Raw genomic sequence first — 26,401 nt, 5'->3', positions numbered from 1 at the left:
AAGCTATATGCCCGCCCTTGGGCCTGTGGTAAATGTATCTGGTCCGCCCTTGATCTCCCGGCAAGAGCCGCCCGGGCCAAGGCCGGGCCTAACCCTGCCGCTCGCCATGCGGAGGGCCGCTCCGCTCCTTGCGGTATTCTCCCGGGGTTACGCCCTCCAGCTTCTTGAAGACGCGGATGAAGGACATCGGATACAAATACCCCACCCGCTCGGCGATATTCTGGACTGGCTCGGAGGTCTCTGTCAGCAGGCGTTTGGCCTCGTCCATCCGCAGCCGGGCCAGATAATCGACGAAATTCTCGCCGATTTCTTCCTTGAAGATCCGGCTCAGCGCTTTGGTATTCATCGCGAAGCTGTCGGCGGCATGGGTCAGGGAGAAATCGGGATCGGCGTAATGCAGGGCAATATACTCACGCACCTTGTTGGCCAGCGTATACTGCTCCCGGTTCATCCGCAGGCCGCGGAGCGCCTCCTCCATCTCCTCCAGAGAAGCCAGCAGCTCCCCGCGCAGCTCCTCTATCCATTCGAAGGATTCCGGAGATTGCGGAATTCCGCGCAGCCGCCCGTTATTCCATATCCCCTTCATCTCCGGCGGCAGCTCCTGCATCTCCCTGGAGAGGCCAGCCTCCAGCAGCTGCAGCAGGCGGACAATGTCCTCCTTGGAGTAATTGCCGCCTGCCAGCAGCCCGAAGATCCGTTCCATCAGCGGCCTCCACTCATCGTTCCCCAGCCGGTACAGCTGGGGAACGGCACCGATGGCCTGCACCAGCACATCCATTCCTTCCGCCTGGGACGGGGAACTGCCTTCCGCCGGTGCAGCATAGACGCGGTCGGGGCCACTGGTGAGTTTACGCTCCAGCGCACCTGCAGCCTTACGGTAAGCATCCGATAAGCCGCTGAGACCGGCCGCCGGCCCGCTGATGCCAAAGGTTGCCGTGAATTTGAGATGCTGCTTCACCCAGGAGCGGGCACTCTCGGCAATCATCAGTGGCTTCTCGGCACCATCAGCCGTTGCTCCGGCGGCGGAACGGCGGAAGAGCAGCCCGAGACGCCCCGGTCCAATCCACTCTGTCCAGAGCGGTTCCCCTTCTTTCTCGGCGATCTCCTGAATCACACTGCGGAGGGTGAATTTGAACAACGCCTGATCACGGGCAGAGTAGTCTGCAGCAAAGGCCTCATAGAAATCAATCTCGGCAATTCCCACAACCGCGCCGGCAAATTCACCTTTCATTCCAATCCGCTCCGATTCCCGGCTCCATATTTCTGCCGACACCTGGCCGCTGTTCTCCAGCAGCTCTTTGAACAACTGATTCCGCCTGTGCAGGATTCCTTCGGCCTGCTGCTTCTCATAGCTGTTCGTCTGCTCAATCAGACTCTCCAGCGCATGGCCGATGAAGGAAAATTCATCATCCCCCTTGCTCTGCGGCTTCCAGCCTGAGGAACGGTCCGCTCCGAACGTGTAAATCCGGCTCATTACCTGCTCAATCGGACGGTAATTCCGGTGGCTGATATACGTCATGGCCGCAATCCCGCCGAAGACCGCCGCAAAGCCCAGAATCGCCCAGACATTAGAGAAGGCTGACAGCAGCGAGAAGGCCTCTGCGCGCGCTATTCCAACCTTAATTGTCCAGCCCGTATAGGAAGACATGCGGCTTACCGCCTGCTCCTGTGCCTGCGGGTCTGAGCAGGTATCCGCCCCTGCAAAAGCGCGCCCTCCGGCGTCCTTCAGGCAGATCTCCGTATTCGCCATGTTCATATCCTGAATCAGCGCCTGCAGAGACTGCTTCCGCACGTTAATGACAATCAATCCCTGCTCACCGGAGAAATAAGGCACCTGCTCCACCAGCGAAATGACTGATTTGGGCTGATCCTCACCGGAGAAAAGCTGCAGGTCACGGATTCCGCTCCAGACAGGGCCGCCCGTATTCTTCATCGCTGTCTCAATAAAGCTGCGGTCCCCGAAATCCGGCAGACTGGACGAGAAATGCTGCATCAGCACTTTGCCGTCGGCCGCACGGTACAAATAGACCGAATCGATCATCGGCAGCGGCGACATGAAATCCAGCAGCACCTCCGTTACCCCGTAATCATGATAAGGGTCAAGCTGCCCCGGGCGGTCAAAATAACTGCTCACCTGATCATCCAGGAGCAGGCTTTTGATCGTTGTAGTCTCCAGGTTGCGGAGGGTGGTATCCACGATCTGCAGCACGTTCTCTGCGTATACACCGTTTGCCTTGGCCGTCTGTCTCTCCATCGCTTCATTCAAGGTCAGGAAAAAGAGGATAATCAGGCAAAATACCACAGCAAACAGGATCGGCAGATAGGAAAGAATCAGTCGGTACAACCATTTCTTATGCATCGGTGTCATCCCCTGTAAGTCCAGATGTTGGCTATCGCTTAAGTGATATTGACTACGGGGCCGGGTTCATAAGTGTAGTCTGTTCAGTACCCCAGTTCTGTGCTTGCATTGCGGGAGATCAGCCCGAAGTATCCCGCTTCTCCAATCGCTCCTGCGGCGGTGTCCAGATAGTTAAAGATCTGCACCCCGTCAACCTTCAGGATCAGGCGCACACCCCCGGATTCTTGAAAAGCGCCAAGCTGAACGCGGCTCTGCTCCCCGAAGGTTATGGCTGTATTCGGAATGGCCGGCCCGCCCAGACTGGTCAGGCCGTCAATCTTGCCATAGATCACAGTCCGCACCCCTTCGTTGAAGCGGTGCAGCTCAATACCCGATGTCCCTATAACCACCAGGTACATACTACCGGTACTATAGCTCAGTTCCTTGCTCTGATTGTTAAGCATCAGGGCATACCAATTGGACGAGACCGCGCTGTCATTGATCTTCATAGTGAAATCCAGCAGCTCATTCTGGTATTTGCGGTTCTGGTAAATGACATGCCCCCCGGGAGCGCGAAGGGTCAATTGGTCTGCTCCGGTCTCCTTCAGCCCGTTGGCAGCGGCAGAGACATACCAGCCATCCGGGTCCTGCACCTCTGTCTCCAGGGTATGATCATATTTGCTGGCTTCATTCCATACCTTAACCTCATACTGCCCCTGCGTCACGGTGCCAAGATAACCGGCTGACAGCGTCAGGGTTACCGGTCCGGTCTGATGCGCCGTTAACAGGCCGTTCCCGCTGACACTGACGATGGAAGGATCACTGCTCGTATAACTGACCTCCTCCAGCTCCTCGCGGTTGCCGAACAGCGTCTCGCCGTAAGGCTGCAGCTGCATGTCCGCACCTTCATGAACATATGCCACATTACCGTCATGCCCCTCCAGGCGGACAACGGCTAAGGTGTCTCCCACGAATACATCCGTGGTGATTGTCCGCAGGATGGAGCCGTTAAGGATGCTTACGATAAGCTTCGTCTGCCCCTGGCTGAGTCCCGTCACCTCACCCGTGGTATTAACTGAGGCCACGGAGGGATCAAGAATGCTGTAATAGAAGCTGCTGGTTTCCGTGCCCAGCGGCCTGTCTTTGCCGTCCAGCGCTTGAATGGGTGCAAGTTCGCCCCCTCCAATAGCCAGCTTCAGCGGATCCAGCTTCCAGCGGCTGACCTGCCCTTCTGCTGCCCCGGCATATTCCGGCTGAAGCCCGGCCTGATCAATGATCGGCATTGCCGCCTGAGGCCACTCTGCATCCGGTTGGACCGTATTGTCCGCAAACAGAACATTGCGCCCGTTGTTGGTATACCCGTCCGTTGTTGTATAGTTGTTCACGAAATCCACGTCATGGATCGTCGGCACATAGGCCATCGCCCAGCGGAGCGGTGAATGCCACAGCGGCGTATCCTTCAGGTCGATCACATTATGCTCAAATCTCCAGTAGGCAGAGCCTTCATCCGTGTATAAGGCAGAGTTCCCGTCCATCTGGTTGCGGATGTAATTGCCGGTGACCAGATTTTTCTCAGCCGCTGTGGCCCCGGTAGGTCCAAGACTGTAGATGGCTCCTCCATCACGCAAGCCCATTCCCATGAGATCATAGATCAGATTATTCTGAATCTTCACGTTCCGGGTAGCGGCATCGAACAGCTTATCCCAGCCATAGCCGATATGTGTTCCGCTGTAGGGCAGATTGTACATTTCATTATGGCTGATGTCCATATCTACCGGATACCCCGCAGATACGGCGGATGCCGATTTGTAGTCAATGCCGATATCATGAATCACATTGTTCAGCACATCATTATTTTTCATCAGCAGCCTGTGGTCAGCCGGGTGGTAGATCATGCGGTCCGAGGAATCCGGCTGGCCCACGTTCAGCGCGCTGCCTGAGATATCATAGAAGCGGTTGCCTTCAATTAAGCTGTTCTGAACGCCGTTCTGTATCCGTACCGCCGTAATGCCGAGCTTGGTAAATTCATTGTTGCGGAAATTCACGGTATTGGCCAGCTCCAGCATCACCGCCGCATCGGTCAGCTCATCGGGGATGGACGGATAACGCAGATGGTTATTCTGCGAATCGGAATGTCCCGTTGCCGTACTGGGGCGGTTCCAGGTGGTATACATAAACTTCAGGCCTTCAAAATTCAGATTGCGCACCGGTTCATCAGCCGATATCCCGTAAACGGTAGCAAGCTGCTCCAGCACCGGAACTACAACGTCAGCCGTTGACAGCTCCTCCCAGGCGCGGGGTTTGTAGTACAGCATGCCTTCTACCCGGTTATAGTACCATTCTCCAGGCTCATCCAGCAGCTCAAACGCATTCTCGTAGTACACGGGTACCGTTGCCGAAGTTAATCCCCGGTTGAAGACTGCGCTCCGGCCCGGCTCCTGGAGGCCGATCTGCGCTTTGCCGCCGGATGAAGTTATAGACTCCACCTTGATCCGGGAATTCGTCCACAGCTCGTTGAATACCATTTCCATATCGGCAGTATTGCCCCATCCGGCCAGCTCTGTATTATCGGAGGTATAGCCGGTTGCAGTCTTCACCGGATTCACCAGTCCCGCTGCACTCCGTGCCCGGACCGCACGGATGCCATCCACGAACAGCTGGCGTGTCATAAGGCCGGTTCCGGCATTCGCCCGGTAGATGCCCTTGGCGCTGTCAAACATTGTCCAGCCCGTAATAGGCCGTCCGCCGCTGATGGCCGCATGCTCCCCGGGATAGCTGCGGTAAGTGACAAAATATCCGTTCGTCCCGGAATCCTCCGGTGTGAATTCCAGCGGTTCCGTCAGGATATAGGTCCCTTCCCGCAGATTCACAACGATGTCCGAGTCCATATCATCATTCAGCTGGCGGACGGCGGCCTGGGCCCGGGTAATCGTCCGGAAGGGCGATGCTTCTGTCCCTTCATTGCTGTCGTCTCCACCCGGAGCAACATACAGCTCCTGTCCGGTTGTCCGGCCAGTCACAGTAACGGCTGTCTCGGCGCGCACGCTGCCGGTCTCATCCGTGACGAACACGGTAGTTGTTCCGGCGCTTACACCCGTCAGCTCTCCGTAGCGGTCAATCACGGCAATGCTCCCGTCCTCCGTTCCCCACTGGATACCAGTATCCGTATTGTTTAGGGGAGTTACCGAGGCATGTAACAGCACACGGGAGCCTTCGGGAAGCGCCTGCTCCAGCGGAGCCAGCACGATTTCCGTGATCGGATCTTCATACACGGCTACCGTAGCCGTTACCACCGGAAGCCCCTCATTCGGCTGTGCCGTCACCGTAGTGACTCCCTGGCGGATGCCTGTCACAAGACCATTGCCATCCACCGTTGCCACCTCTGCATTGCCGGTAGACCAGACAGCCGTCTGATCCGTAGCATCCGCAGGTGTGAACTGGAGCGGCAAGGGCAGCTTGGCGCCTCTCCGCAGCTCGTAAGCCGCCTGGGAGAAGGCTGCACTTACCGCCTGCTTGTATCCGCTTACAATAAAATTGTCAAAGCCTATCTTGCCTATGCTATCCTTGTAAAACCCTGTGTAGAAGGAGCTTAACGCGCCGCCTTCCGCCATCGGCTCCTTCGTCAGCAGACGGCTGCCGTCAACGGACAGATCGAAGCTGTGGCTGCCGCTGTCGAGGGCCAGGCGTACCTCGTACCATACGCCTGCCGAAATCGGCAGCACGGAGGTCCATGATCCGGCGCCTTTTTTCATATAGCTGATCGCGCCATTGTTAATGGCGAACTTCACCAGCGGAACAGCACCGCTCTGCGGGGTAGGCAGGTAGATCACCGCTCCCGTCTGCTCTGCCCGGAACGAATAGCTTAACATGCTTCTGTACGTAACATCCGTAACCGATCTGCTTATACTGTAGCTGCTTGCCGTTTGGGCCGCCTGATGAAGCTCCAGCAGCCTGCCGGCATAACCTTCCCAGGACTGCACAGCAACACTCACACCCTGCGGCGGCGTCTTGATCGTCCATCCGGCCGGCTTCGTACCGGGACTATATGATTCAAAGGTCTCCTCCAGCTTATAATTACTATCCGCCCGGGCCACAGAACCAAGGTCTGCCGGGAGCAGGCCCATCAGCAGAGCCATAATGATAACGCATACAAAAAATGGTTTCCGGCTTGTTTTTCTCATAATAGCCACCTTTCCGTATGGAAGCAAGTATAGCGGTTCTAGTACAACATTAGAGCTACAGAAGTGAATTCATTCAACCATGCAGCAATTTATGAAGTTTAGTTTGAAGTGAACATTCAGTGATATCAATGATAGTTGTATAATGTGCAATTAAAAACAGTCAAAAGGAAGGCTTGCCTCTTATAGCTGTAGTCTGTACAACTAAATCTGCCCGAATGGGTGAAGCCAAGGTGCAAATGGCAGTTTAATTGTATGAAATACAACTAAACAGATATTCGGTGGTACATCAGACGATTTAGTTGTACAAAGTGCAATTAAGAGTAAGCATACGTCAGTCATTACATTAATCGGCTTGAACTGCGTTGTCACGGTGCGTAAGGATCGACAGTGAGCTGTACCGGCGGCAGATCGCCCGCCGCCAGCACAATCTCCCGCGCCCGGGCCCAAGGCTCCCGCGGCACCTCACGGTCATCCGTCTCGTAGTCATCGATCCGCACCGTATCCAGCAGCCTGCGGACATCACCAGCTTCCGCTGCTTCGTCCAGACATATCACCGCCCAGCCCGCTTCCAGGCGGGGCTGCGCCAGAACGGTGCTGTCCCCGGAGTAGAGGACCTGGCGGAGCCTGATCCTCCCTTCCTCCCGCACCACCGTGACGGGCAGTGCGGCGCGCGCCTCCGCCCCGGCACCAATACCCCTCAGCGCTGTGACCGCCACCGCACAGCCCGGATAATGCAGCACCAGCCATTCCCGGTCCCCGGCTGTATTCATTACACGCGCTATCTCTCCGTCATAGCGGTGGATGACCCATTCATCCGCAAGCTCCGCTGCCCGGTTATGCAGCCGGGTCATGCTGCGGACCACCAGCAGGGTATTCCCCTGCTGGGCCGAACGTGTCTCCACCTCCGGGTATAGCGCTTCCGCAAACAGCGCGGGCATCAGATAGGCCGTGCGGTACTCCTCCGCCGGATGTGTCCGCACGGCTGCGGAATCATTCACGTACCAGCGGAGATAGGACACCTGCTTATCCCTTACGCTGAAGCTGACCGGGAAGCTCTGCCAGCCCAGCCCCCAGGCGGGATGCTGGTAGCTTCCGGGCATGACCGGGAAGCGGTTGATGCTGCCCAGGCGGGTATGCCGTCCGATCCAGGTATAGGAACGGGAGGCATCGAAGATCCGCTCCTCAAGAATCCGGGGGACCGGCAGCGCAGACGGAGAGCCATCCCCTTGAAGAAAATCAGCTTCAAACAGGAGCAGTGTCGCCGCATCATTAAGCGAGAAGTTCTGCTCTGCCAGACGGCCCAGCCCTGTCACCCCCGCAATCGGCCACAGCAGGCTTGCCCGCTTCGTCTCTCCCCGGAAGTTATAGCTGCGGATAGACGGAACCAGTTCCTCCCCGTCATGGAAGACAAGAATGTTCTTCAGTGTCTCCATCCGTTCTGCCAGCCGCCCGGCCAGCTCCCGGTCATGCTGCTGAAGTACAGAACCGGCAATCCTCAGCGCGTTCATCATCACCCCTTGATAGACCAGGCTGATGTTCTCCCCCCAGCCCCAGCCCCGGCGGACCGTATATTCTTCCCATCTGCGGAAGTAAGCGGTTGCGGTCTCCAGATACTCTGGCTCACCCAGGAAGTGGGCGATGGCCAGCAGCATGGCGCCGTCGCTCATCGTCTTGTTCGGGTAGAACAGCTCCGGTGTCCGGCATTCCCGGGTGAACCAGGCCGCCGCATGGCTGAACATCCGCCGGATCACCTCCAGGTGACTGGCCGGCAAAACACCGGGATCACAGAGGCGTACAACGACAAGCGGCATGAGGATAAAAAACGCCGCATTCGAATCCTGAATCACGCTCTCCTCCCGGTACCAGAGGAACCCTCCATAATCCGGATGCTCCTGGTCTGTAAACTGCAGCCCCGCAATCGCTTCAAGCATCTCCAGCCCTGCCGCTTCATCTATCCGGCCCAGCAATGTGCCGTAAGCATAATACCCTGCCGAGAACCGGGCTTCGTGGCAGTACGGCAGCTTAGATACCTGCCGGGTATGACCGGGCCAATTGTAGCGCACCAGTCCTTCCTCGACCACAATATCCTCCGAGGCAGCCGCAAAGCTCTGCTCCAGAATCTGTCTAACCTGATTGTTCAACTCCGCCGCCCCCTGTGTTAAGTTTCACCTTTATTCGACCGCGCTCAATTGCTCGCCCATCTCATAAATATCCTTCAGCATAATGGCATCTGCTTTATTGTCCTGATACCAGGTTGCATAGAACTCATCGACCTTGGGTCCGCCTGCCTTGTTCCAGACCCCCTTGGCTTCCTCAATGAACTGGTCCACCGAAGCCGGATCGGAGCTGACGATAGCCTGCATGGCCCGGTCGAGGATCGTTTTATTCGCATTGGTGTTGATCTGGGTCAGATCCTGCGGCAGCAGCGGCAGGAAGGCCTTTTGCGTAATGCCGACAATCGGGCGGTCCGGGTTCATGTACAGCTTCTCGGCCATTTCATAGATTGCGATGAAATCCTGCTCAGCCGGTGTAGGGTTCACCTTGTTCTTCAGCCCGTAATTCTTGCCGATCAGCGGAGTGAGCATGCCCATATCGCGGTTATATTCCAGCTCCTTCTTGTTCTTCTCCGGATCGATCACCTCAGCGCGGCCGTCGGCTGTCTTGTTGTAATGCACGCCTTCGATACCGTTCTGAATCGTGGTGGTGTATTTCTCTGTGACCATGAAATCAATCATCTTCATCACGGATTCAGGGTCTTTGGCTGACGCATTCACCATCCCGGTCATCTGGATCGGAGAGGTCAGCGTCGGACTGAACTGGCCGAATTCCGTCGTTGGCAAGGCAATCGGAATCACCTCGGCCTCCGGGAAATTCTTCTTCAGCGTCTCATAGGTGCTGACATCGGCACCGTTGCCGCCGTAAATCCCCAGCTTGCCGGAGATCCAGTCCTGCTTCTGCTTCTCGCCGTTCTTATCGGTGACGAAATCCTTATCCACCACACCCGCCGCATACAGCTCCTTCTGGAAGGAAATCGCCGCCTTGATCCGGTCCCAGTCATGCACAACCTTGTCATTCTCCAGTACCCAAGGATATTGGTCTTCGCCGAACAGCGTAAATCCGGTGCCGAACATGTTGTTCAGGATAATTCCGGCTACAAAGCTGAGTCCGGTTCCCTGCGTATCCGCTTTGCCGTTGCCGTCCGGGTCCTGCTCAGTGAACGCTTTTGCCACCTTCAGCAGCTCCTCAGGGGTAGTGGGAACCTCTAAGTTCAGCTTTTTGAGCCAGTCATTGCGGATAAACAGGTAATGCTGCGGACCGAACTGGATCGGACGTCCCACCGTGTACAGCTTGCCGTCTGCCATCGTGCCTGCCTTGCGCAGCGCCGGATACTTCTCCAGCATCGCCTTATATTCTGTACTGCTGCCCGCAATCAGATCATCCAGCGGCAGGAGCTGCTTCTGGTTGTAGAGCTGTCCCTGGTAAGCGGTATCAAATTCAAAGATCAGGTCAGGGGCAGACTTCGATGCGAACAGCACATTGAACTTCTGCAGGGATTCGAAACGCGGAACCGTGACGTATTTGACATTAACCGGCCCGTTCTCATTGACCCATTTCGTCCAGCGGTTGTCGCTCATCGTCCCCTCTTCTGCTGGGACTGTGCCACGGTCATACAAAGATACCGTGATGGACCCGCGTTTCTCCGGGGTATCTCCCTTGTTCGAGTCTCCGCCCTGCGTGGCGGCATTATTGCCGCCGCAGCCTGTGACAGCGATAGCGAGTATTAGGGATGCTGCACCGGCAGCAGTTGTTTTTCTAAGCCAAATGGGTTTGGACATATGAATGTGACCCTCCTATAATGATGTTCTTGTACTTACGGATATGAGCAGCAATGATCAGCCTTTGATGGCCCCGATGGTTACACCTTTGACAAAATACCGCTGCAGCAGCGGATACACAATCAGCATCGGAATGACCATAACCATAATTCCGGCGGCCTTGATGCCCTCCGGTGTAATATTGACGACCTCCTGCGAGTTCATGGTATTCAGCTCCTGCAGGACGGCCTGGCTCTTCACCATCTGCTGGATCAGAACCGTCAGATTGATTTTCTCCGGACTGTTCATGTAGATCATTACGTTGAAGAACGAGTTCCAGTAATACACGCCGTAAAAGAGTCCGATCGTCGCCAGCACAGGCAGGGACAGCGGAAGAATAATCCCCGCAAGCAGCCGCCATTCGCCGGAGCCGTCAATTCTGGCCGCTTCCACCAGCTCCTCGGGAATGTTCTCGAAAAAGGAACGCATGATCATCATATTATAAGTGCTGACCAGAGCCGGCAGCCAAAGTGCCGCGTAGGAATCGACCAGCCCGAGACTGCTAACCACGAGATAGGTCGGGATCAGGCCGCCCGTAAACAGCATCGTGAACACAATCGCCAGCGTCAGCGTGCGTCTTCCGTAGAAATCACGGCGGGACAAGGGATAGGCGGCAAAGATCGTGAACAGCATGCTGGCCGCCACACCGACCAGGGTAATCAGGAGACTGTTGCCAAAGGCACGCACCACCGGCGTTCCCTCGAAGAGCATGGTATAAGAGCTAAGTGTGAATTCCACCGGCCATAGGGTGACAAAACCGGAGAGCACCGCGTCCTTGCCGCTTAAGGACAGGGAGGCGAGATGGAGCAGCGGCAGCAGACAGAGAATGCCTGCGAGCGTCAGCAGCAGATAATTGAAGCCGTAAAATACTTTTTCACCTTTTGTACTTTGCATAGTGTCCTCCTGTTACCACAAGCCTTTATTGAAACGCCGGGCAATGGCATTGGATATCAGCACCAGGGTCAGCGCCACCAGGGAATCGAACATTCCCAGTGCAGCCGTCAGGCTGAACTGCCCTCCCTGTAGTCCAATCGCGTAGATGTACGTACTTATAACCTCGGAGATCCCCGATACAATCGAGTTCTGGAGCACATACACATGGTCGAAGCCCACCTCCATCACCCGTCCCATGGCGAGAATCAGCATAATGACAATGGTTGGGCTGATCCCGGGCAGTGTGATGTTGCGGATCTGCTTCCATTTGCCCGCTCCATCCATGCTCGCCGCTTCATAGAGACTGGGGTCAATGGAAGTCAGTGCAGCCAGATAGATAATCGCATTGAAGCCCGCATCCTTCCAGATGCCCGAGCCGAGGAAGATTGATACCCAGGACCACTCTTTGAAGAGGAATGGAAACGGCTTGCCGGACAGCTTCTCGACCAGCACATTGGCAACCCCGGTCTGGGCGAAGATCGTCACTACCAGTCCGCCGACAATGACCCAGGAGAAGAAATAGGGCAGATACACCAGCGTCTGGACCGATTTTTTGAAAAACTTGTTCCGGACTTCATTCAGCATAATCGCCAGGGCAATCGGAAACGGAAAGCTGACCAGCACTGACAATATACTGAGCACAAGCGTATTGCGGATAATCTGCACCGATTGCGCCTGGGTGAACAGATTGGTGAAATTGTCCATGCCGACCCACTGGCTGCCCCATACCCCTTCATAGAAGGTATAATTTTTGAAGGCAATGACCAGTCCCAGCATGGGCGTGTATTTGAAAATGATATAGAACGCGATGACCGGAACGAACATGACCCACAGCGGCAAATTGTTCTTGAACCGGCGGGTCTGCCAGAAGCGCTTGCTTCCCGTCTTCCGCAGAGTATCCATCCGCAGCACCGCTTCGCTGGCTCCATTCGCTTTCATCTCGGTGCCTCCTTTCGCTTGCCTGTTTTTGCTTCTGAACATGTTGCTGTTGATCTGAAATGGCCGTTTCATGTCCTCACCATAGCCGCTTCAGCAGGTTAGAGCAATATTCAGTTTACCTGTTAATCGCCGCTGAACCCTTATGCAGCCTGGAGTTACAGGATTCCGCACAGCTCCCGGGCCAAATTCTCCCCCATCCGGATATGTCCGTCATCCCCGGGATGAATCAGATCACAGGACAGCCCGCTAAGGTCATCCAGCACCCGGCTTCCTTCAATCAGGCTCAGCTTGGGGTGTGACAGGCGCTGTACGTGGCTGCGCAGAATCCCGTTAAACCGGATATCCTTGTCCGCAATCCCGCTGGCCGGGAAATTCGCAAAGTTGGGATAAATCGTAATTACCGCCACCGGCTTCTCCGGATGCCTGCTTACCAGCCGGTCCAGCAGATAGCCGGTCCGCTCACGGAATTCGTCCTCCGGCATATGATCGCGCATATTCACGCCCAGCTCCAGCGTCATGAAAGACCAGTCCTGCTGCTCCGCAAGAAAATCACTCATCTCCCGTTCGCACTGGCAGGAGCCGCTCATGCCCAGATTAAGCACATCGGCAGCCAGCCTTCTTGCCGCTTGGCCGATGTATGGCAGGCTGCTGTTCTCACCGTTGGTAATGGAGGAGCCGTAAGCAATCCAGCGCTTCCGGGGAGCCTCTCCTTCCTCCGGCGGGCGGAGCGGATGACCGAAGGTCTCAATGCCGCAGACCACGCAGGCATACCGTCCGAAGCATATGCGCCACACCTCCGGCGCAAAGCCCGTTCCCATCAGCAGCTGGCGGGCGGCCATCGCCAGCCGCGGCGGCTCGCTTAACTGAAGCGTGCGGATGGTCCCTGCCTGAAGCTCATGCCTGGAATGGAACAGTCCGCCCTTGAATACGGTCACACAGCCATCCGTCTCCGGCAAAGACAGGGTTACCCGGATGTTCGGGGCCGCTGTGACGAAACGAAGCTCACAGCCGCCCGCTTCCCCGGCGATGAACCGGCCCCGCTCATTCAGCTGCTCTCTGACGCTGCGGGGAATACGGCGCAGATACACGCCATTCCCTGCTGCCGGCTCCAGCTCAGCGACGTTATGGAACGCAATCCGGTCCAGTCCCGGCAGCCCCTTGACCATGGCGGAATCAACCATGCTTCATCGCCTCCACCAGCAGCAGTAGCGTCATGGATTGCCCGTAGGGCATCGGGCAGATTGGAATCTCCCGGTAGTCCTGAAGCGTAGCTCCCATGCCCGTTCCGTACGATACTCCCTGTACTATCCCTTCTTCATCAATCTGGCCCAGTACATAGTGTAGAGCTTCCATGGCAGGCTGGCGGCAACTCTCATCCAGCAGTCCCTGCCGCACCGCTTTCAACATGCCGTAAGCAAAAGCGGCGGTTGCCGAGGTCTCCAGATAGGAGCTGCTGTCGTCCAGCAGGGTATGCCACGCGCCCTCCGGCGCCTGCAGCTCCTTCAGCTTGCGCACCTGCCGCTCCAGTGAAGAGAGCAGGAAGCTGCTCACGCCAGGCGGCAGCTCCACCATCTCCAGATAATCCACCAGCCCCGCCGTATACCAGGAGTTGCCGCGTGCCCACAAGGCCCGGGCAAAGTGATGGCCCCCCTCGAAGGTCCACCCGTGGAAGAATAGCCCTGTTGCGGGATCGGTCAGGTATTTGAGATGGACGAGAAACTGGCGGATACTCTCCTGTATGCACTCCTCCTCCTTCAGTACAATCCCCATCCGGGCTACGAACAGCACCGTCATATACAGCGTGTCGTCCCAGAGCTGCCCGGTATTCGGGCTGCCCGTAACCTCGTGCTGAATGCCCGCTTCCTCTGTGCGGGGCATGTCATTCAGCACATAATCCAGCCATTCCCGGCACAGCTTCAGATAATCTGCGCGTCCGGTCTCCTCCGCCAGATAGCTTAAGGTAAGCATCGGGCACATGGTATTGACGTTTTTTACGGGAATGCCCCCGTCAAGCTTGTTGTCGTACCATCCGGTCAGATAGTGCAGAATCTCTTCATCTCCGGTTTCCCGGTAATAGCTGTATAAGGCGAAGAGCCCCACTCCCTGCGGCCATTCCCAATTGTCCATAGAGATAATGCCGATGGGTGCCGTTTCCTGAATGGAGCCTTTCATATCCTTCATCCCCTCAATCACACGGGCGATCTGCCTTTCGAGTGCTGTACGTGATACTGCTTCCATAATGCTCCTCCTTCTTAATGTCCTGCTCTGAACCTGGGGCCATGAGCATGTGAAGCCTGAAGCCTGTTGATGACTGATTAGCCCTGTTCGCCACCCCATTGTAGTCAAGCGCCGGAATACCGTCCATTAACAAGAATCTTGCTAATCGCTTTCACTTCTGGCATTGTTCATAATGGGGCTGTATTCATCATTAGGAGGAGTACATGCTCACGTTCACCATCTCTATAGATAAGAAGCACTACAGAAATTAACGAAAAGCGAAAAGAAGCGGAGGTGAAATTTGGAACTATAGGTGCGGGTAGCGGCCGGAAGTTCAAGGGTTCACCGCTGTGACGACTAAGCTTCAAGTTCAAATCTGAAGTGCGTCTTACATAGATTGAACCTGTAAATTTTATAATGGGAGAAGTGAATCAAGTAGAAGCTCTACTGACCTTTTAAAGGACGGCATCCGTTTCAGCGGGAAGCTAAGGAATATGTATTGCGCGAAGCAAATACATTCTTAACTTTCAGGAAATGCGGAGACTGGCCGCGCCTGTAAGGCATAACCCTCCACGGAGCCGGGAGCCCATCCCAAATTACAAATTTCCAGTTCAGTCTTATAAGAGAGAAATCAGGGAGGTAACAGGTAATGAAAATCAAGTTTGATCTTTTTCCGGGCGGCGTTACTAAAGCGCTCACATTAAGCTGGGATGATGGAAGAATCCACGACAGGCGGCTTGTGGAGATTCATAACCGCCACGGGCTGAAGGGCTCATTCCATTTGAACTCAGGATTCTTCGGCAATGAGGGCTACATCACGGAAGAGGAAGTGGCTTCCCTCTATGACGGGCATGAGATTTCAGCACATACGAGCACTCATCCCTTTCTCTCCATGACCCCGCGTGAGGGCATCGCCGAAGAGATTCTGAAGGACCGCAGACATCTGGAAGCGATAGCGGGCTATCCCGTAAGGGGCATGTCCTATCCGTTCGGCGATTACAGTGATCAGGTGCTGAGCGTTCTGCCGGCGCTGGGAATCGAATATTCACGTACGGTAAAGTCCCATGGCAGCTTCAGCCTGCCGGACAACCTGCTGGCTTGGCATCCCACCTGCCATCACCGCGACATGCTGGCGCTGGGCAAGCAGTTCCTGGAGGAGCAGCCCCGGTTCTCCCATATGCAGCTTCTGTATGTATGGGGACACAGCTACGAATTCAACGACAATGATAACTGGGAGGAGCTTGAGCAGTTCGCCGCCATGATGGGCGGCCATGAAGAGATCTGGTATGCCACCAATATCGAGATTGCCGACTACTTGTCCGCTGTACAAGGACTGCGCTTCTCCGCTTCCCGGGAGATGGTCTATAATCCGTCAGCAGTGGATGTATGGATCACCGCCGGGGACGAGGCTTGCCTGATATCCGGAGGAGCTACCGTGCAGCTGGGTTAGGAATTGCTGTGGGTATGTTAGGGAGCCGATCCATGGCTTATGAGCATTCGGCCGGGGGCACAGACACGGTTGCAGGCGCGGTAAGGAGAAATTGTTGTATCAATTGCAACTTTGATTCATTAATCCCGGGGTGTTTGAGAGGATTGTTGTACAAAATACAAGAATTCTCTCACTGAGCGGCTTTGGTGATGAGAAATGCTGTATTTCATACAACAATCCATAGTTATAGCCGATTTATCGCAGTGAATGTTGTATTTAGTGCAGGATTTTAGTAGTAAACGCACCAGTTGTGTCATAGGTACAGTTACAGTTACAGTTACAGTCATAGTCATAGTTACAGGCGTAGTTACAGTCATAGGTACAGTTAGAGTCACAGTCACAGTTGCCGGATTTCTGCCACAAACGTGGTTTGATTTAGCTAAGTCTATTAATATCTGCTTCATTCAGCCAGAACTCGAGTTGCAAACCTGTTGGACTGAAACAGATGACGATTTGGACTTGAATCTCAGGATAGCGAAATTCCCTTATACCTTAGTGACTTTTATTCCCTTCTTTCTGTGAGCAAAATAAAACCCGATTCCAACGCAGCCTGGATGGCTGGTGGAATCGGGTTATTATTATAGTAGATGTGCTTAGGCACTGAGGGTCTACGGTAAGGGTAGTGATGTCGGACGGCGGCATAGCTAGATTCACGGCGCGCTTGATAATGCAGATACTTATAGCTCGCCGTAACAGATTGAACACGGCGAGTGATTCAGATGGATTCGCGGCTGTGAGCAGCAGAGGCCTGATTATCGGCGCGTGACAGTGGTGATGCTTATGGCGTTAGCAGCAGTTTGAGTGAGATGAGCAGCATGGATGGATTGGGCACAACCGCTCTAACCGGCTGCTACTGCCATCCTCCGGCGGCAGCATCTATATTGTCCTGCCGGGCGATCCACGTCAGGCAGGCCGCCCGGAGCAGCGCTTCGGTCCGCTGGGCCGCGCTGCAGAAGATCCCGCTCAGGCCGATCTGATACAGATCGGCCAGCGCGTACGCCGCCGGTGCCCCCGCGGCGAGCACGGCCGCCGCCGGCTTCACCCGGCGCACGGCGGCTAACACCTCAGCCGCCGCTGTGGCGAAGCCCTCGGCGGCGCTCTCCTCCAGCGCGGCTTCACCGGCCGCGCCGTCCAGCACCAGGAAATCGGCGATACGCGCGATTTCCCCCGCGGCAGCGCGCCCCACCTCGGGGAGCAGAAGCGCCCCGATGCGGCACGCTGCCGCGTAAGCGTGGCCGAGGGTCTGTTCGGCCACGCCCTCAATGAATTCGCGCTGTGCCGCGAATTCGGCTGCGCTGGCGGGGTATGGCGCCAGCAGGTCCACGCGGCTGTCGCCGCCCAGCCGCTGGCTCTCCGCCACCGCGGCGAACAGCGCTTCAAGCTGCGCATCCTGCAGCGCGGCCAGTCTTGCCGGGCGAGCGGCAAGCTCCGGCGTATAGGGCAGAGCTACTGCGGCCCAGACACCGTCCGCCGACTCCAGAAGTGTGGCAGCGGCAGCCCGCAGCCGGTAATAAATCCGCTGCAGGATACGCTCGGCCTGCCCCTCATCCCCGCAGGACATCCAGCTCGAATAGAGTGCGGCAAGCTCCGGCTCCAGCAGCCATTCCTCGCTGCGGATCAGACAGGGACCAGCAGGGTAAATGCCGGGCTCCTCCCGAAGAAGGGACCGGTCGCCCAGTCCATCGCGCAGCACCAGAAAAGCCGGACGTTCACCGGGACGGCGGAAATAGGTCCGGCTCATGTTCCCGTTACTCTTACGCCGCTCCCCGTCGGTAAGAAATTCCGCTGCAGCGGAAGCTACAGATGCAGACTGGCTCATCTCCATGCCAATAGTCCGGTCGCCGGCATTATACTTGAACGGGCGCTCCTCATTATTTTGATTCTGATCCTGCTGACGTTCACCCTTCATCATCGCACCCACCTTTTTAACTTTGGATTGCTGCCGGCACTGCTTCCCTTATGGCGATGCCACCGGCATTTTACGATGCTTCAATCTATAAATACTGGCAAAGGTCCCGAAATATGCAAACGGTATCAAATGAATACAGCGCAGCCCTATAAACCTGTGATTTTACCGATTTAAAATACCGGAACCATTCCTTTTTCCCGCCAACAGCACTTATACTATTCTGGATTAGAGTCTTATGGAATGCTATGACGGAATACCATTACAGTTTGCTCAAATCTCCTGAACAGACCCAAACTGTTATCGTTAAATATCGTGTAGTTACTTTAGGGGAAAGTTTCTTTTTCTTACACCCGAACAGGTCCCGGGAATCAGCTATCCCCAATGGAACAATGAAAAGGAGCTTATTTTCAGTACAGTAACGGAGAGAAAAAGGCACAATTCAATTGAATTGTGCCCTCAGGTTAAAACATAGCAATATTATACTATACATCCTTATACTCTTGGAAATCGCCGGACGATACTTAGCGGGACGATACTTAAATTTACGGCTGCTGGCTGGCAGCGATTGCCTGCTCCAGATCGTAGAGGATATCATCAATCGACTCCGTACCAATGGACAAGCGCAGCAGCTCCGGAGTAACCCCGGCCGTAATCTGCTCTTCGTCTGACAGTTGCTGATGTGTAGTGCTTGCCGGATGGATGATCAGCGACTTGGAATCACCGACATTGGCCAGATGGGAGAACAGCTTCACATTCTCAATCAGCTTGACGCCTGCCGCTGCTCCGCCTTTGATTCCGAAGGTAAGGATGGCACCCTGCCCCTTGGGCAGATATTTCTTCGCCAGCTCATACGACGGATGACTCTGCAGCCCGGCATAGCTTACCCACTCTACAGAATCATGCGCTTCGAGATACTGGGCTACCTTGAGGGCATTCTGGCTATGGCGTTCCAGACGCAAATGCAGCGTTTCGAGTCCCTGCAGCAGCAGCCAGGAATTGAAAGGCGAGATCGCCGCGCCGAGGTCACGAAGGAGCTGTACGCGTGCTTTTATGATATAGGCAATAGGTCCTACAGCTTCAGTGTAGACTACCCCATGATAACTTGGGTCCGGTTCTGTAAGTCCGGGGAACTTGCCGCTTGCCTTCCAGTCAAACTTGCCGCCGTCCACAATAATTCCGCCGATGGAGGTGCCGTGGCCGCCGATGAACTTGGTAGCCGAATGCACTACTATATCCGCCCCGTGTTCAATCGGACGCAGCAGGTACGGGCTTGGGAAGGTATTATCGACAATCAGCGGAATCCCGTGCTCATGGGCGATAGCCGCCACTGCTTCGATATCCAGCACGTTACCCTGCGGATTGCCGATGGTTTCGGCATAGAGCGCTTTGGTTTTGTCCGTAATCGCTGCCCGGAAGTTCTCCGGATTGTCCGAATCAACAAAATGCACCTTAATCCCCAGCTTGGGCAGCGTCGTGGAGAATAGATTATACGTCCCGCCATAGAGGCTTGCAGAGGAAACAATCTCATCTCCTGCACCGGCAATATTCAGAATAGAGAAGGAAATAGCCGCTGCTCCGGAAGCTGTCGCAAGCGCACCCGCCCCGCCCTCCAGCGCGGCAAGGCGCTGTTCGAACACATCGGTGGTCGGGTTCATCAGCCGGGTATAGATGTTGCCGAACTCCTTAAGCGCGAACAGATTGGCAGCATGCTCTGCATCACGGAAACCGTAGGATGTGGTCTGATACAGCGGTACAGCACGGGCTAAAGTAGTTGGATCAATCTCCTGGCCTGCATGAACGGTTAAGGTTTCAAATGACAGCTTGCGCTCTTCTGACATGGGGTATTTCCTCCTCTAAAGGTATAATGGCAAAGGTTAACAATTAAGAATTGTACCTATTCTCTCACAAACCATGTCATTTGGAAAGATAAAATTCTCATTATTTCCCTATGTTTTATTAGTTTAATAAAAGGATAATTCAAGCCTGTTTCTCGGGCCACAACAAAAAATCCCTCCACAAGCAGCGAGAGCCGGAGAATAACGTTATCCAAATTTTTGTGATAAATCCACCCTTATTTCGACCCAGCTTCAGGTGTCGTAACTTACCGTATAACGATGAAGCTCCGTGTTATAGGAGCCGATGCTGTGTTCAATCAGTCTGCCTCTTCCCCGTCATAAAAGTTGTGCAGACGCTTAAGCATATGATTCGGTAGCAGAGGGTAGCGTCCAGTGGATTCAGGTGCACTTATACCCCTCCTTTCCTCCCAGCGAAGCGTTAGCGTCCTTTTATAAGGGAGCACGCTGCAGTACAGCAAAATTCAGGCTGATTCAGAGGGAATTATCCCTTTAATTTCCACGCTCAGCCCACATCAGGCCGATTTAGAGGGGTTTATCCCTTTATTTCCGCCGCTCATCCCAGTTCCGGCCGATTTAGAGGGATTTATCCCTTTAATCCCGCCACTCAGCCCACTTCCGGCCAATTCAGTAGTATTTATCCCTTTAATTCCGCCGCTCAGCCCACTTCCGGCCAATTCAAAGGGATTAATCCCTTTAATTTCCACGCTCAACCCACTCAGCTAACTTTCGGCGGCCCATTTCATATTCAGCTTATCTACAACAGATACCAGACGACTATTCTAATTCCCTTTACAGAAACGAAAAGGCTGCGGCCTCCCGAAATCCAGGAGGCCACAGCCTTTTCTGTGCATAGCTGAGTTGTATTTAGTAGCTGCTCTGACTTTGCTCACCTTTGGCAATGGCTACGCCGCCGCTTGTCCCGATCCGGGTAGCGCCTGCTCCGACCATTACGAGGGCATCTTCCGCACTGCGCACACCGCCGGATGCCTTAACGCCGATAGCAGGGCCGACAGTCGCCCGCATGAGTGCGATATCTTCCTTCGTTGCGCCTCCCGTGGAGAATCCGGTCGAAGTCTTCACGAAGTCTGCTCCCGCTTCTACAGCGAGCTTACAGGCGCGGACCTTCTCTTCATCGGTCAGCAGGCAGGTCTCAATGATGACTTTGGTCAGTGCTTTACCGCGGGCAGCTTCAACCACTGCGGCGATATCACGTTTCACCAGCTCGTCATTACCGTCTTTCAGTGCGCCGATATTGATAACCATATCCACTTCGCCGGCACCGTTAGCAATCGCATCGGTGGTTTCAAAGGCTTTGGTTTCCGGTGTGGACGATCCCAGCGGGAACCCGATCACTGTACATACTTTAACTTCCGGCGTATCCTTCAGCACTGCATGGGCCGTGGACACCCAGGCCGGGTTCACACAGACCGAAGCGAATTTGTATGCTTTGGCTTCCTCAGCCAGCTTGATAATATCGTCTTTACGGGCATCCGCCTTCAGCAGCGTATGATCAATAATCCCGGATATTGTAGTTTCACTCATTATTAATTCCTCCATGTAATCGGTAGTAGATGTTCGCATTCCTTGTAATCATACCAATAGTCGAACACTTTGGAAAGCCGGAGAGCGAACACCTGCTACTACGCCCGATCAACACTTGAAGCGCCGCTTACACCTTCACCTGCCGGATAGCTTCCCGCAAGTCGCCTGTATTCGCGCTGATCATCATCGAAGCTTCGTATACTTCTTTGATCTTCTCCAGTTGAAGACCGGTCAGCTCACGGATCTGCCTTGTCTGCTCCGAGACACCTCCGGCAATGGAAGCCATGCTGCCCACCGTTGCAGCAACCTCCTCTGTGCCTGCTGACAGCTGCTCTGCCGTCGCCGACATATCGACAATCTGTCCGGCCACCTCACGAAAAGCGGCCGATGCTTCCAGCAGCGCAGCTTCTGCTTCGGCAGACATCCGCACACCTTCACTGACTTCATGGGAAGCGTCCGTCATTTGCGTACCAATGCTTGCTGAGGCATTGCCGATATGAATCAGTAAATCGGCAACCCGCTCGACCGAAGCCGCAGAGCCCTCCGCCAGCTTGCGTACTTCTCCGGCTACGACAGTGAAGCCCCGCCCGTGTTCTCCCGCGCGCGCTGCCTCAATCGAGGCATTAAGCGCAAGCAGCTTCGTCTGATCGGCGAACTGCCTGATCGCAGCCAGCGCGCCCTCGATTTCATTCGCATAGCCTTGCAGCAGCAGCACGATATCCAGAGTATGCCCGGTGGATACGGAGATTGACTTCATCTGCTGATTCGTATGATTCATGGCAGTCTGGGAGGACTGCACGATATCCAGAGCCTTGACCGCGAATTCGGAGACAACGGCCGAAGCTGCCGAAATGCGCGAAATCCCCTGCGCCACCTCATCCATTGCCACAGCGCTGCTCTGTGCTCCTTCGGTCTGCGAATGGGCACCGGCGTAGATGTCGCCGATTCTGCCGTTAACGGCCTCACTCATCTTCAGTACATCATCGGCATTCCTGGCGAATGTCTCAGAGGAGCCGTAGAGAGAATCGGATGCCGTGGACACACCAGACACCATCCCTCTCACTCTTGCATTCAAATCACCTGACATCTGAAGCATCGCCTGATAAGCCGTTCCAATCTCATCCCGGGACCTGACCGGACGGGCATTCAGAATCCGCGCGGCCTCAGCCAAGTCGCCCCTGGCCATGGTGCCCGCACTCTGCGTGATCGTCCCCAGTGGACGCAATGACCGGGATACAAACCAGGCCAGCACCGCCAAAGCGGCCAGGGATAAGGCGAGAATAATACCATAGAGAGGCAGACTTTGGATCAGGACGTCACGGGTCAGGCTGCTAAGGACAGCGACATCGGTGTCAATGCCCAGCGCCCCGATCAGAGCCCCGTCAGCCCCTTTCACCGGTACAAATGCCGAGATATAATCCCCATATTCAGGATTCATGATCAGCGGCGTACTCGCATTCTCTCCTGCAAGGACCGCCTCAACTGCAGCAGCCGGCATATCTGTAATTTCATTAATCTGCGAAGCCAGCGGGTCCCCCTCCGGTCTGCCGTCAATCATCAGCTGCGGCTGATTGGCTTCATCGATCCTGACAAAGTATACATAACGGGCACCGATCGACACCCTGAACTGATCCAGTTCATTGCGGAGCGACCAATACAGATCCGATTCCCGGGGATCGGCTAGGAACTCGCTGTAACGGCCGGCATCAATCTGCGTAACATAATGGCTGGCAATACTCATGTTGTAACTGCTGATCGTCCCTTTCACCGCTGATCCGGTGTTCGCCCGCTGAATCGCAATGTTCCCTGCCGTGATACATAGAATGACTACAGTCATGATACAGAGGATACGGGCAATAAGTCTTGTTCGGATAAAAGAAAACATGTAGGCATTCCCTTTCGCGCACGGCAATTGCGTTAATAAAGTAGGGTCATTCCTGAACACGCAATGACAAATGTCCCTCTACCGGAAAATTTCGACAATTTTTTCGAAAATCCTTTTTCCTGCCGCAAAAAATATTACAAAAAAAGAGACTGCCTCTGAAGCCATAAACAGCTCCAAAGACAGCCTCAACACCTTTATCCTTCAATGCCCGCCCGACAAGCTCAGGCCGATCCGTTTCACCAGCCGGGCACTTTCTTCATTTAATCCGGTAATCGTTACCTTTTTGCCGAGTGCCGCGTATTTGTCCAGCGTTTTGGCAATGGCTCCCACCGCTGACTGATCCCACACATGAGAATGGGAGAAGTCGATAATCACCTGCTGCGGATCACTCTCATACATAAATTCATGCACGAAATGACTGGTTGTACCGAAGAACAGCTGGCCCGATACTTTATAGGTAGTTACAGATGCCGTCGTATGGACACTGAGCTTTATTGAAGCGATTTTCCAGGCAAAAGACAAAGCGCTCAGCAGAACACCGAACAGTACACCGATCGACAGATTATCCGTCACTACTACAGTAACTACCGTAACGATCATGACCAGTGCATCGCTGAGCGGCACCTTGGCTAATGTCTTCAGTGAACCCCACTCGAAGGTGCTGATGCAGACCATGATCATAACACCGACCAAAGCGCCCATAGGAATCTGCTTAACCACATCGCCCAGAACGAGAATCAGGAACAAAAGAAAGATCCCCGATACAAAAGTAGACAGCCGTGTACGTCCGCCCGATTTCATATTAACCATCGACTGGCCGATCATTGCGCAGCCTGCCATCCCGCCGAAGAAGCCGGTCACGATATTGGCCAGGCCTTGTCCCTTCGCTTCCCGGTTCTTGTCACTGCCGGTGCCGGTAATATCATCAATCAGCGTTGCGGTCATCAGGGATTCCAGCAATCCGACTACAGCGAGCGATAGTGAATAGGGCAGAATGATCAGCAGTGTATCCAGAGTGAAGGGAAGATCCGGCAGATGGAACACCGGCAGAGCCGAAGTAATGGTGCCCATATCGCCTACGGTCCTTACATCCAGATTAAGAACAATACTGAGCACGGAAACTGCGATAATCGCTACAAGCGCCGAAGGGACCGCCTTCGTGATCCGGGGAACCGTATAAATGATGACCAGTGTAAGTGCCACCAGTGCATACATAATCCAGCCCTGTCCTTCAAAATGCACCAGCTGGGCCATGAAGATAAGAATGGCTAATGCGTTGACGAAGCCGGTCATTACCGGCTGCGGCAGGAACGTGATGAATCTGCCAAGCTTCAGCATCCCCATTAGAATCTGAAAGATTCCCGCCAGCACGGTGGCCGCGAACAGGTACTCAATTCCGTGTGAAATCACCAGGCTGCCGACCAATAGCGCCATCGCCCCGGTCGCCGCTGAGATCATGCCCGGTCTTCCGCCGGCAAATGCCGTCACAATAGCAATGCAGAAAGATGCGTACAATCCAACCATCGGGCTTACGCCGGCGAGGATGGAGAAAGCAATCGCTTCAGGGATTAAGGCAATCGCCACGGTCATACCCGACAGAATGTCGCTCCGTGTGTTGGAAAACCAACCGTTGTTGTATAAGCTTGACTGCTTCAAATTGAGCTGCTCCTCCTGTGTCTTGTTATAAGGTTATTGGCTCTTCCATAGAGCCCGGGTCCGGTGCAACGCCAATACCTGTTATTGTACCTGACCCTCCTTAACCTCCACAAAAGTGCAAACTATTCTTGTAAGCGCTAATTACTGCGTTATTCTCATTAATCCTTCTATTTCCGCATAAATTCTAGATATTTAAATTAATGGTACAGCCCGGATGCTTTCACTTCATTGAAGAAAGTATTGAACTCTTCAATATTAAGCTGCTGCGCCGCATCCGATAAGGCGGTTGCCGGATCGGGATGCACTTCCACCATGATGCCGTCGGCTCCGGCGGCAAGTGCGGCTTTGGCACATGGGATCAGGATATCCTTGCGTCCGGTGGAATGGGTCACATCGACCAGCACCGGCAGATGGCATTCCTGCTTGAGAATCGGCACTGCCGAAATATCCAGCGTATTGCGGGTCGCTTTCTCATAGGTACGGATGCCGCGTTCAATCAGTATGATCTCCATGTTGCCCCGGGACATAATGTATTCTGCCGCATGGACGAATTCATCCAGTGTCGCCGACAAACCGCGCTTCAGCAATACCGGCTTATTCACTTCCCCTACCGCTTTGAGCAGTTCGAAGTTATGCATATTCCGTGCACCGACCTGAATAACATCGACATAATCAAGGGCCTCTTCAATATGACGCGGGTCTACAATTTCACTGATGGTCAGAAGCCCGTACTCATTCGCCGCTTCACGCAGAATTCTCAGGCCGTCCATCCCGAGTCCCTGGAAATCATACGGGGAGGTACGGGGCTTGAAGGCTCCGCCGCGCATTACCTTCACTCCTGCCTTCTGCAGGGCAGCGGCAACTGTACGGGTCTGCAGCTCACTCTCCACCGAGCAGGGTCCGGCAACCATCAGCGAAGATAATCCGCCGACGGTTACATTACCCGGAAGGGTAATTACTGTATCTTCGGCGTGATTTTTCCGGGCTACCAGCAGGGACTTCTTATGTTCCGTGCTTTGCAAATCCAGTGAAGCAGAGAAAATCTGCTTGAACAGGGTACGAATCGTGCCGCTGGTGAAAGGTCCCTTGTTGCTTGCTACCAGCTTATCCAGCATGGCTTTCTCGCGTTCAGGATCGAACTTCGGCACACCCTGCTTCTCCTTGAGCACTCCGATTTCCTGTACGATTCCGGCACGCTCCGAGATCAGCTCCAGCAGCTGTCCGTTAATTTCATCAAGCCGTGCTCTCAGCTTATCCAGTTCCACATTACTCATTTCCTGACACTCCCTTAAGTAGTTAATAGTTAATCCTATGAACGAACGCAAAAAGGCCCCCCGTCGCAAGGGACGAGGAGCCGTGGTACCACCCTTATTTAGAGATGAATCCTGCTGACGCGTCAGCACCCGGAAAGCTGTTACCTCATTCCCGGACCGGATTAACTCTGTCTTACACCCGTTAACGCTGGAAGCGGGCCTCCCTACTCATACCTGCTGCAGCAGTGTACTTCAGGGGCCGACTCGGAAGTGAACTTCGGCACTAAGCGTCAAATGAGGGTGCTCTCAGTCTCCGGCACACCTTCCC

The 26,401-nt window shown here is 54.6% G+C and carries 15 protein-coding genes; 1 reads left to right on the top strand and 14 read right to left on the bottom strand.

Going from position 1 to position 26,401, the window contains the following annotated elements:
* Window positions 1-88 precede the first annotated feature (88 nt).
* From NYE33_RS08320 to bglB, 8 genes are all read right to left on the bottom strand, one after another.
* Window positions 89-2,359 (bottom strand): helix-turn-helix domain-containing protein, encoded by a 2,271-nt coding sequence (locus NYE33_RS08320; protein ID WP_341065438.1) that lies wholly within the window; start codon window positions 2,357-2,359, stop codon window positions 89-91.
* 83 nt (window positions 2,360-2,442) lie between these two features.
* On the bottom strand, window positions 2,443-6,474 hold the full coding sequence (locus tag NYE33_RS08315; protein WP_341065435.1) for an Ig-like domain-containing protein: 4,032 nt from the start codon (window positions 6,472-6,474) through the stop codon (window positions 2,443-2,445).
* Between the two features lie 410 nt (window positions 6,475-6,884).
* Complete coding sequence (locus tag NYE33_RS08310; RefSeq protein ID WP_341065434.1) at window positions 6,885-8,660, bottom strand: hypothetical protein; 1,776 nt, start codon at window positions 8,658-8,660, stop codon at window positions 6,885-6,887.
* A 30-nt stretch (window positions 8,661-8,690) separates the two neighbouring features.
* The gene (locus NYE33_RS08305; RefSeq protein ID WP_341065433.1) at window positions 8,691-10,355 is read right to left on the bottom strand and encodes an extracellular solute-binding protein; all 1,665 of its coding nucleotides are present in this window, start codon (window positions 10,353-10,355) and stop codon (window positions 8,691-8,693) included.
* Between the two features lie 57 nt (window positions 10,356-10,412).
* Window positions 10,413-11,288 carry a carbohydrate ABC transporter permease gene (locus tag NYE33_RS08300; protein ID WP_042239768.1) on the bottom strand — a complete coding sequence of 292 codons (876 nt, stop codon included), beginning with the start codon at window positions 11,286-11,288 and terminating at the stop codon, window positions 10,413-10,415.
* A gap of 12 nt (window positions 11,289-11,300) precedes the next feature.
* A complete protein-coding gene (locus NYE33_RS08295) occupies window positions 11,301-12,230 on the bottom strand; it encodes an ABC transporter permease (protein ID WP_042243556.1) in 930 nt (309 codons plus the stop codon).
* Window positions 12,231-12,421: 191 nt separating this feature from the next.
* Window positions 12,422-13,447 carry an SGNH/GDSL hydrolase family protein gene (locus NYE33_RS08290; RefSeq protein ID WP_083705677.1) on the bottom strand — a complete coding sequence of 342 codons (1,026 nt, stop codon included), beginning with the start codon at window positions 13,445-13,447 and terminating at the stop codon, window positions 12,422-12,424.
* A complete protein-coding gene (bglB, locus tag NYE33_RS08285; RefSeq protein WP_341065431.1) occupies window positions 13,440-14,504 on the bottom strand; it encodes a beta-galactosidase BglB in 1,065 nt (354 codons plus the stop codon). The genes NYE33_RS08290 and bglB overlap by 8 nt, the downstream gene beginning before the upstream one ends.
* Window positions 14,505-15,132: 628 nt before the next feature.
* On the opposite strand from bglB, the gene NYE33_RS08280 reads away from it, so the two are divergent.
* Complete coding sequence (locus tag NYE33_RS08280; protein ID WP_341065429.1) at window positions 15,133-15,933, top strand: polysaccharide deacetylase family protein; 801 nt, start codon at window positions 15,133-15,135, stop codon at window positions 15,931-15,933.
* Between the two features lie 889 nt (window positions 15,934-16,822).
* On the opposite strand, the gene NYE33_RS08275 is transcribed toward NYE33_RS08280, so the two are convergent.
* From NYE33_RS08275 to NYE33_RS08250, 6 genes are all read right to left on the bottom strand, one after another.
* Complete coding sequence (locus NYE33_RS08275; protein ID WP_340942087.1) at window positions 16,823-17,884, bottom strand: hypothetical protein; 1,062 nt, start codon at window positions 17,882-17,884, stop codon at window positions 16,823-16,825.
* Window positions 17,885-18,423: 539 nt separating this feature from the next.
* The gene (locus NYE33_RS08270) at window positions 18,424-19,719 is read right to left on the bottom strand and encodes a homocysteine synthase (protein WP_042140043.1); all 1,296 of its coding nucleotides are present in this window, start codon (window positions 19,717-19,719) and stop codon (window positions 18,424-18,426) included.
* Between the two features lie 882 nt (window positions 19,720-20,601).
* Window positions 20,602-21,279: a deoxyribose-phosphate aldolase gene (deoC, locus tag NYE33_RS08265; RefSeq protein ID WP_042140056.1), complete on the bottom strand. Its 678-nt coding sequence runs from the start codon at window positions 21,277-21,279 to the stop codon at window positions 20,602-20,604.
* 127 nt (window positions 21,280-21,406) lie between these two features.
* Window positions 21,407-23,116, bottom strand: coding sequence for a methyl-accepting chemotaxis protein (locus NYE33_RS08260; protein WP_341065426.1), 1,710 nt, complete (start codon window positions 23,114-23,116; stop codon window positions 21,407-21,409).
* A gap of 249 nt (window positions 23,117-23,365) precedes the next feature.
* Window positions 23,366-24,820: a SulP family inorganic anion transporter gene (locus tag NYE33_RS08255; RefSeq protein WP_341065423.1), complete on the bottom strand. Its 1,455-nt coding sequence runs from the start codon at window positions 24,818-24,820 to the stop codon at window positions 23,366-23,368.
* 197 nt (window positions 24,821-25,017) lie between these two features.
* Complete coding sequence (locus NYE33_RS08250; RefSeq protein ID WP_341065420.1) at window positions 25,018-26,094, bottom strand: bifunctional 3-deoxy-7-phosphoheptulonate synthase/chorismate mutase; 1,077 nt, start codon at window positions 26,092-26,094, stop codon at window positions 25,018-25,020.
* Window positions 26,095-26,401: the final 307 nt, after the last annotated feature.

This window comes from Paenibacillus sp. FSL R10-2199 (assembly GCF_038000235.1).
In the GTDB taxonomy this organism is placed as follows: domain Bacteria; phylum Bacillota; class Bacilli; order Paenibacillales; family Paenibacillaceae; genus Paenibacillus_AQ; species Paenibacillus_AQ phytohabitans.
The sequence above is the reverse complement of the archived record's forward strand: the minus strand, read 5'-3'. Positions and strand labels throughout refer to the sequence as shown.

Coding starts and splice junctions, on each gene's coding strand:
- NYE33_RS08320 (WP_341065438.1), bottom strand. CDS start 2,359: ATGCATAAGAAATGGTTGTACCGACTGATTCTTTCCTATCTGCCGATC.
- NYE33_RS08315 (WP_341065435.1), bottom strand. CDS start 6,474: ATGGCTCTGCTGATGGGCCTGCTCCCGGCAGACCTTGGTTCTGTGGCC.
- NYE33_RS08305 (WP_341065433.1), bottom strand. CDS start 10,355: ATGTCCAAACCCATTTGGCTTAGAAAAACAACTGCTGCCGGTGCAGCA.
- NYE33_RS08300 (WP_042239768.1), bottom strand. CDS start 11,288: ATGCAAAGTACAAAAGGTGAAAAAGTATTTTACGGCTTCAATTATCTG.
- NYE33_RS08295 (WP_042243556.1), bottom strand. CDS start 12,230: ATGGATACTCTGCGGAAGACGGGAAGCAAGCGCTTCTGGCAGACCCGC.
- NYE33_RS08290 (WP_083705677.1), bottom strand. CDS start 13,447: ATGGTTGATTCCGCCATGGTCAAGGGGCTGCCGGGACTGGACCGGATT.
- bglB (WP_341065431.1), bottom strand. CDS start 14,504: ATGGAAGCAGTATCACGTACAGCACTCGAAAGGCAGATCGCCCGTGTG.
- NYE33_RS08280 (WP_341065429.1), top strand. CDS start 15,133: ATGAAAATCAAGTTTGATCTTTTTCCGGGCGGCGTTACTAAAGCGCTC.
- NYE33_RS08275 (WP_340942087.1), bottom strand. CDS start 17,884: ATGATGAAGGGTGAACGTCAGCAGGATCAGAATCAAAATAATGAGGAG.
- NYE33_RS08270 (WP_042140043.1), bottom strand. CDS start 19,719: ATGTCAGAAGAGCGCAAGCTGTCATTTGAAACCTTAACCGTTCATGCA.
- deoC (WP_042140056.1), bottom strand. CDS start 21,279: ATGAGTGAAACTACAATATCCGGGATTATTGATCATACGCTGCTGAAG.
- NYE33_RS08260 (WP_341065426.1), bottom strand. CDS start 23,116: ATGACTGTAGTCATTCTATGTATCACGGCAGGGAACATTGCGATTCAG.
- NYE33_RS08250 (WP_341065420.1), bottom strand. CDS start 26,094: ATGAGTAATGTGGAACTGGATAAGCTGAGAGCACGGCTTGATGAAATT.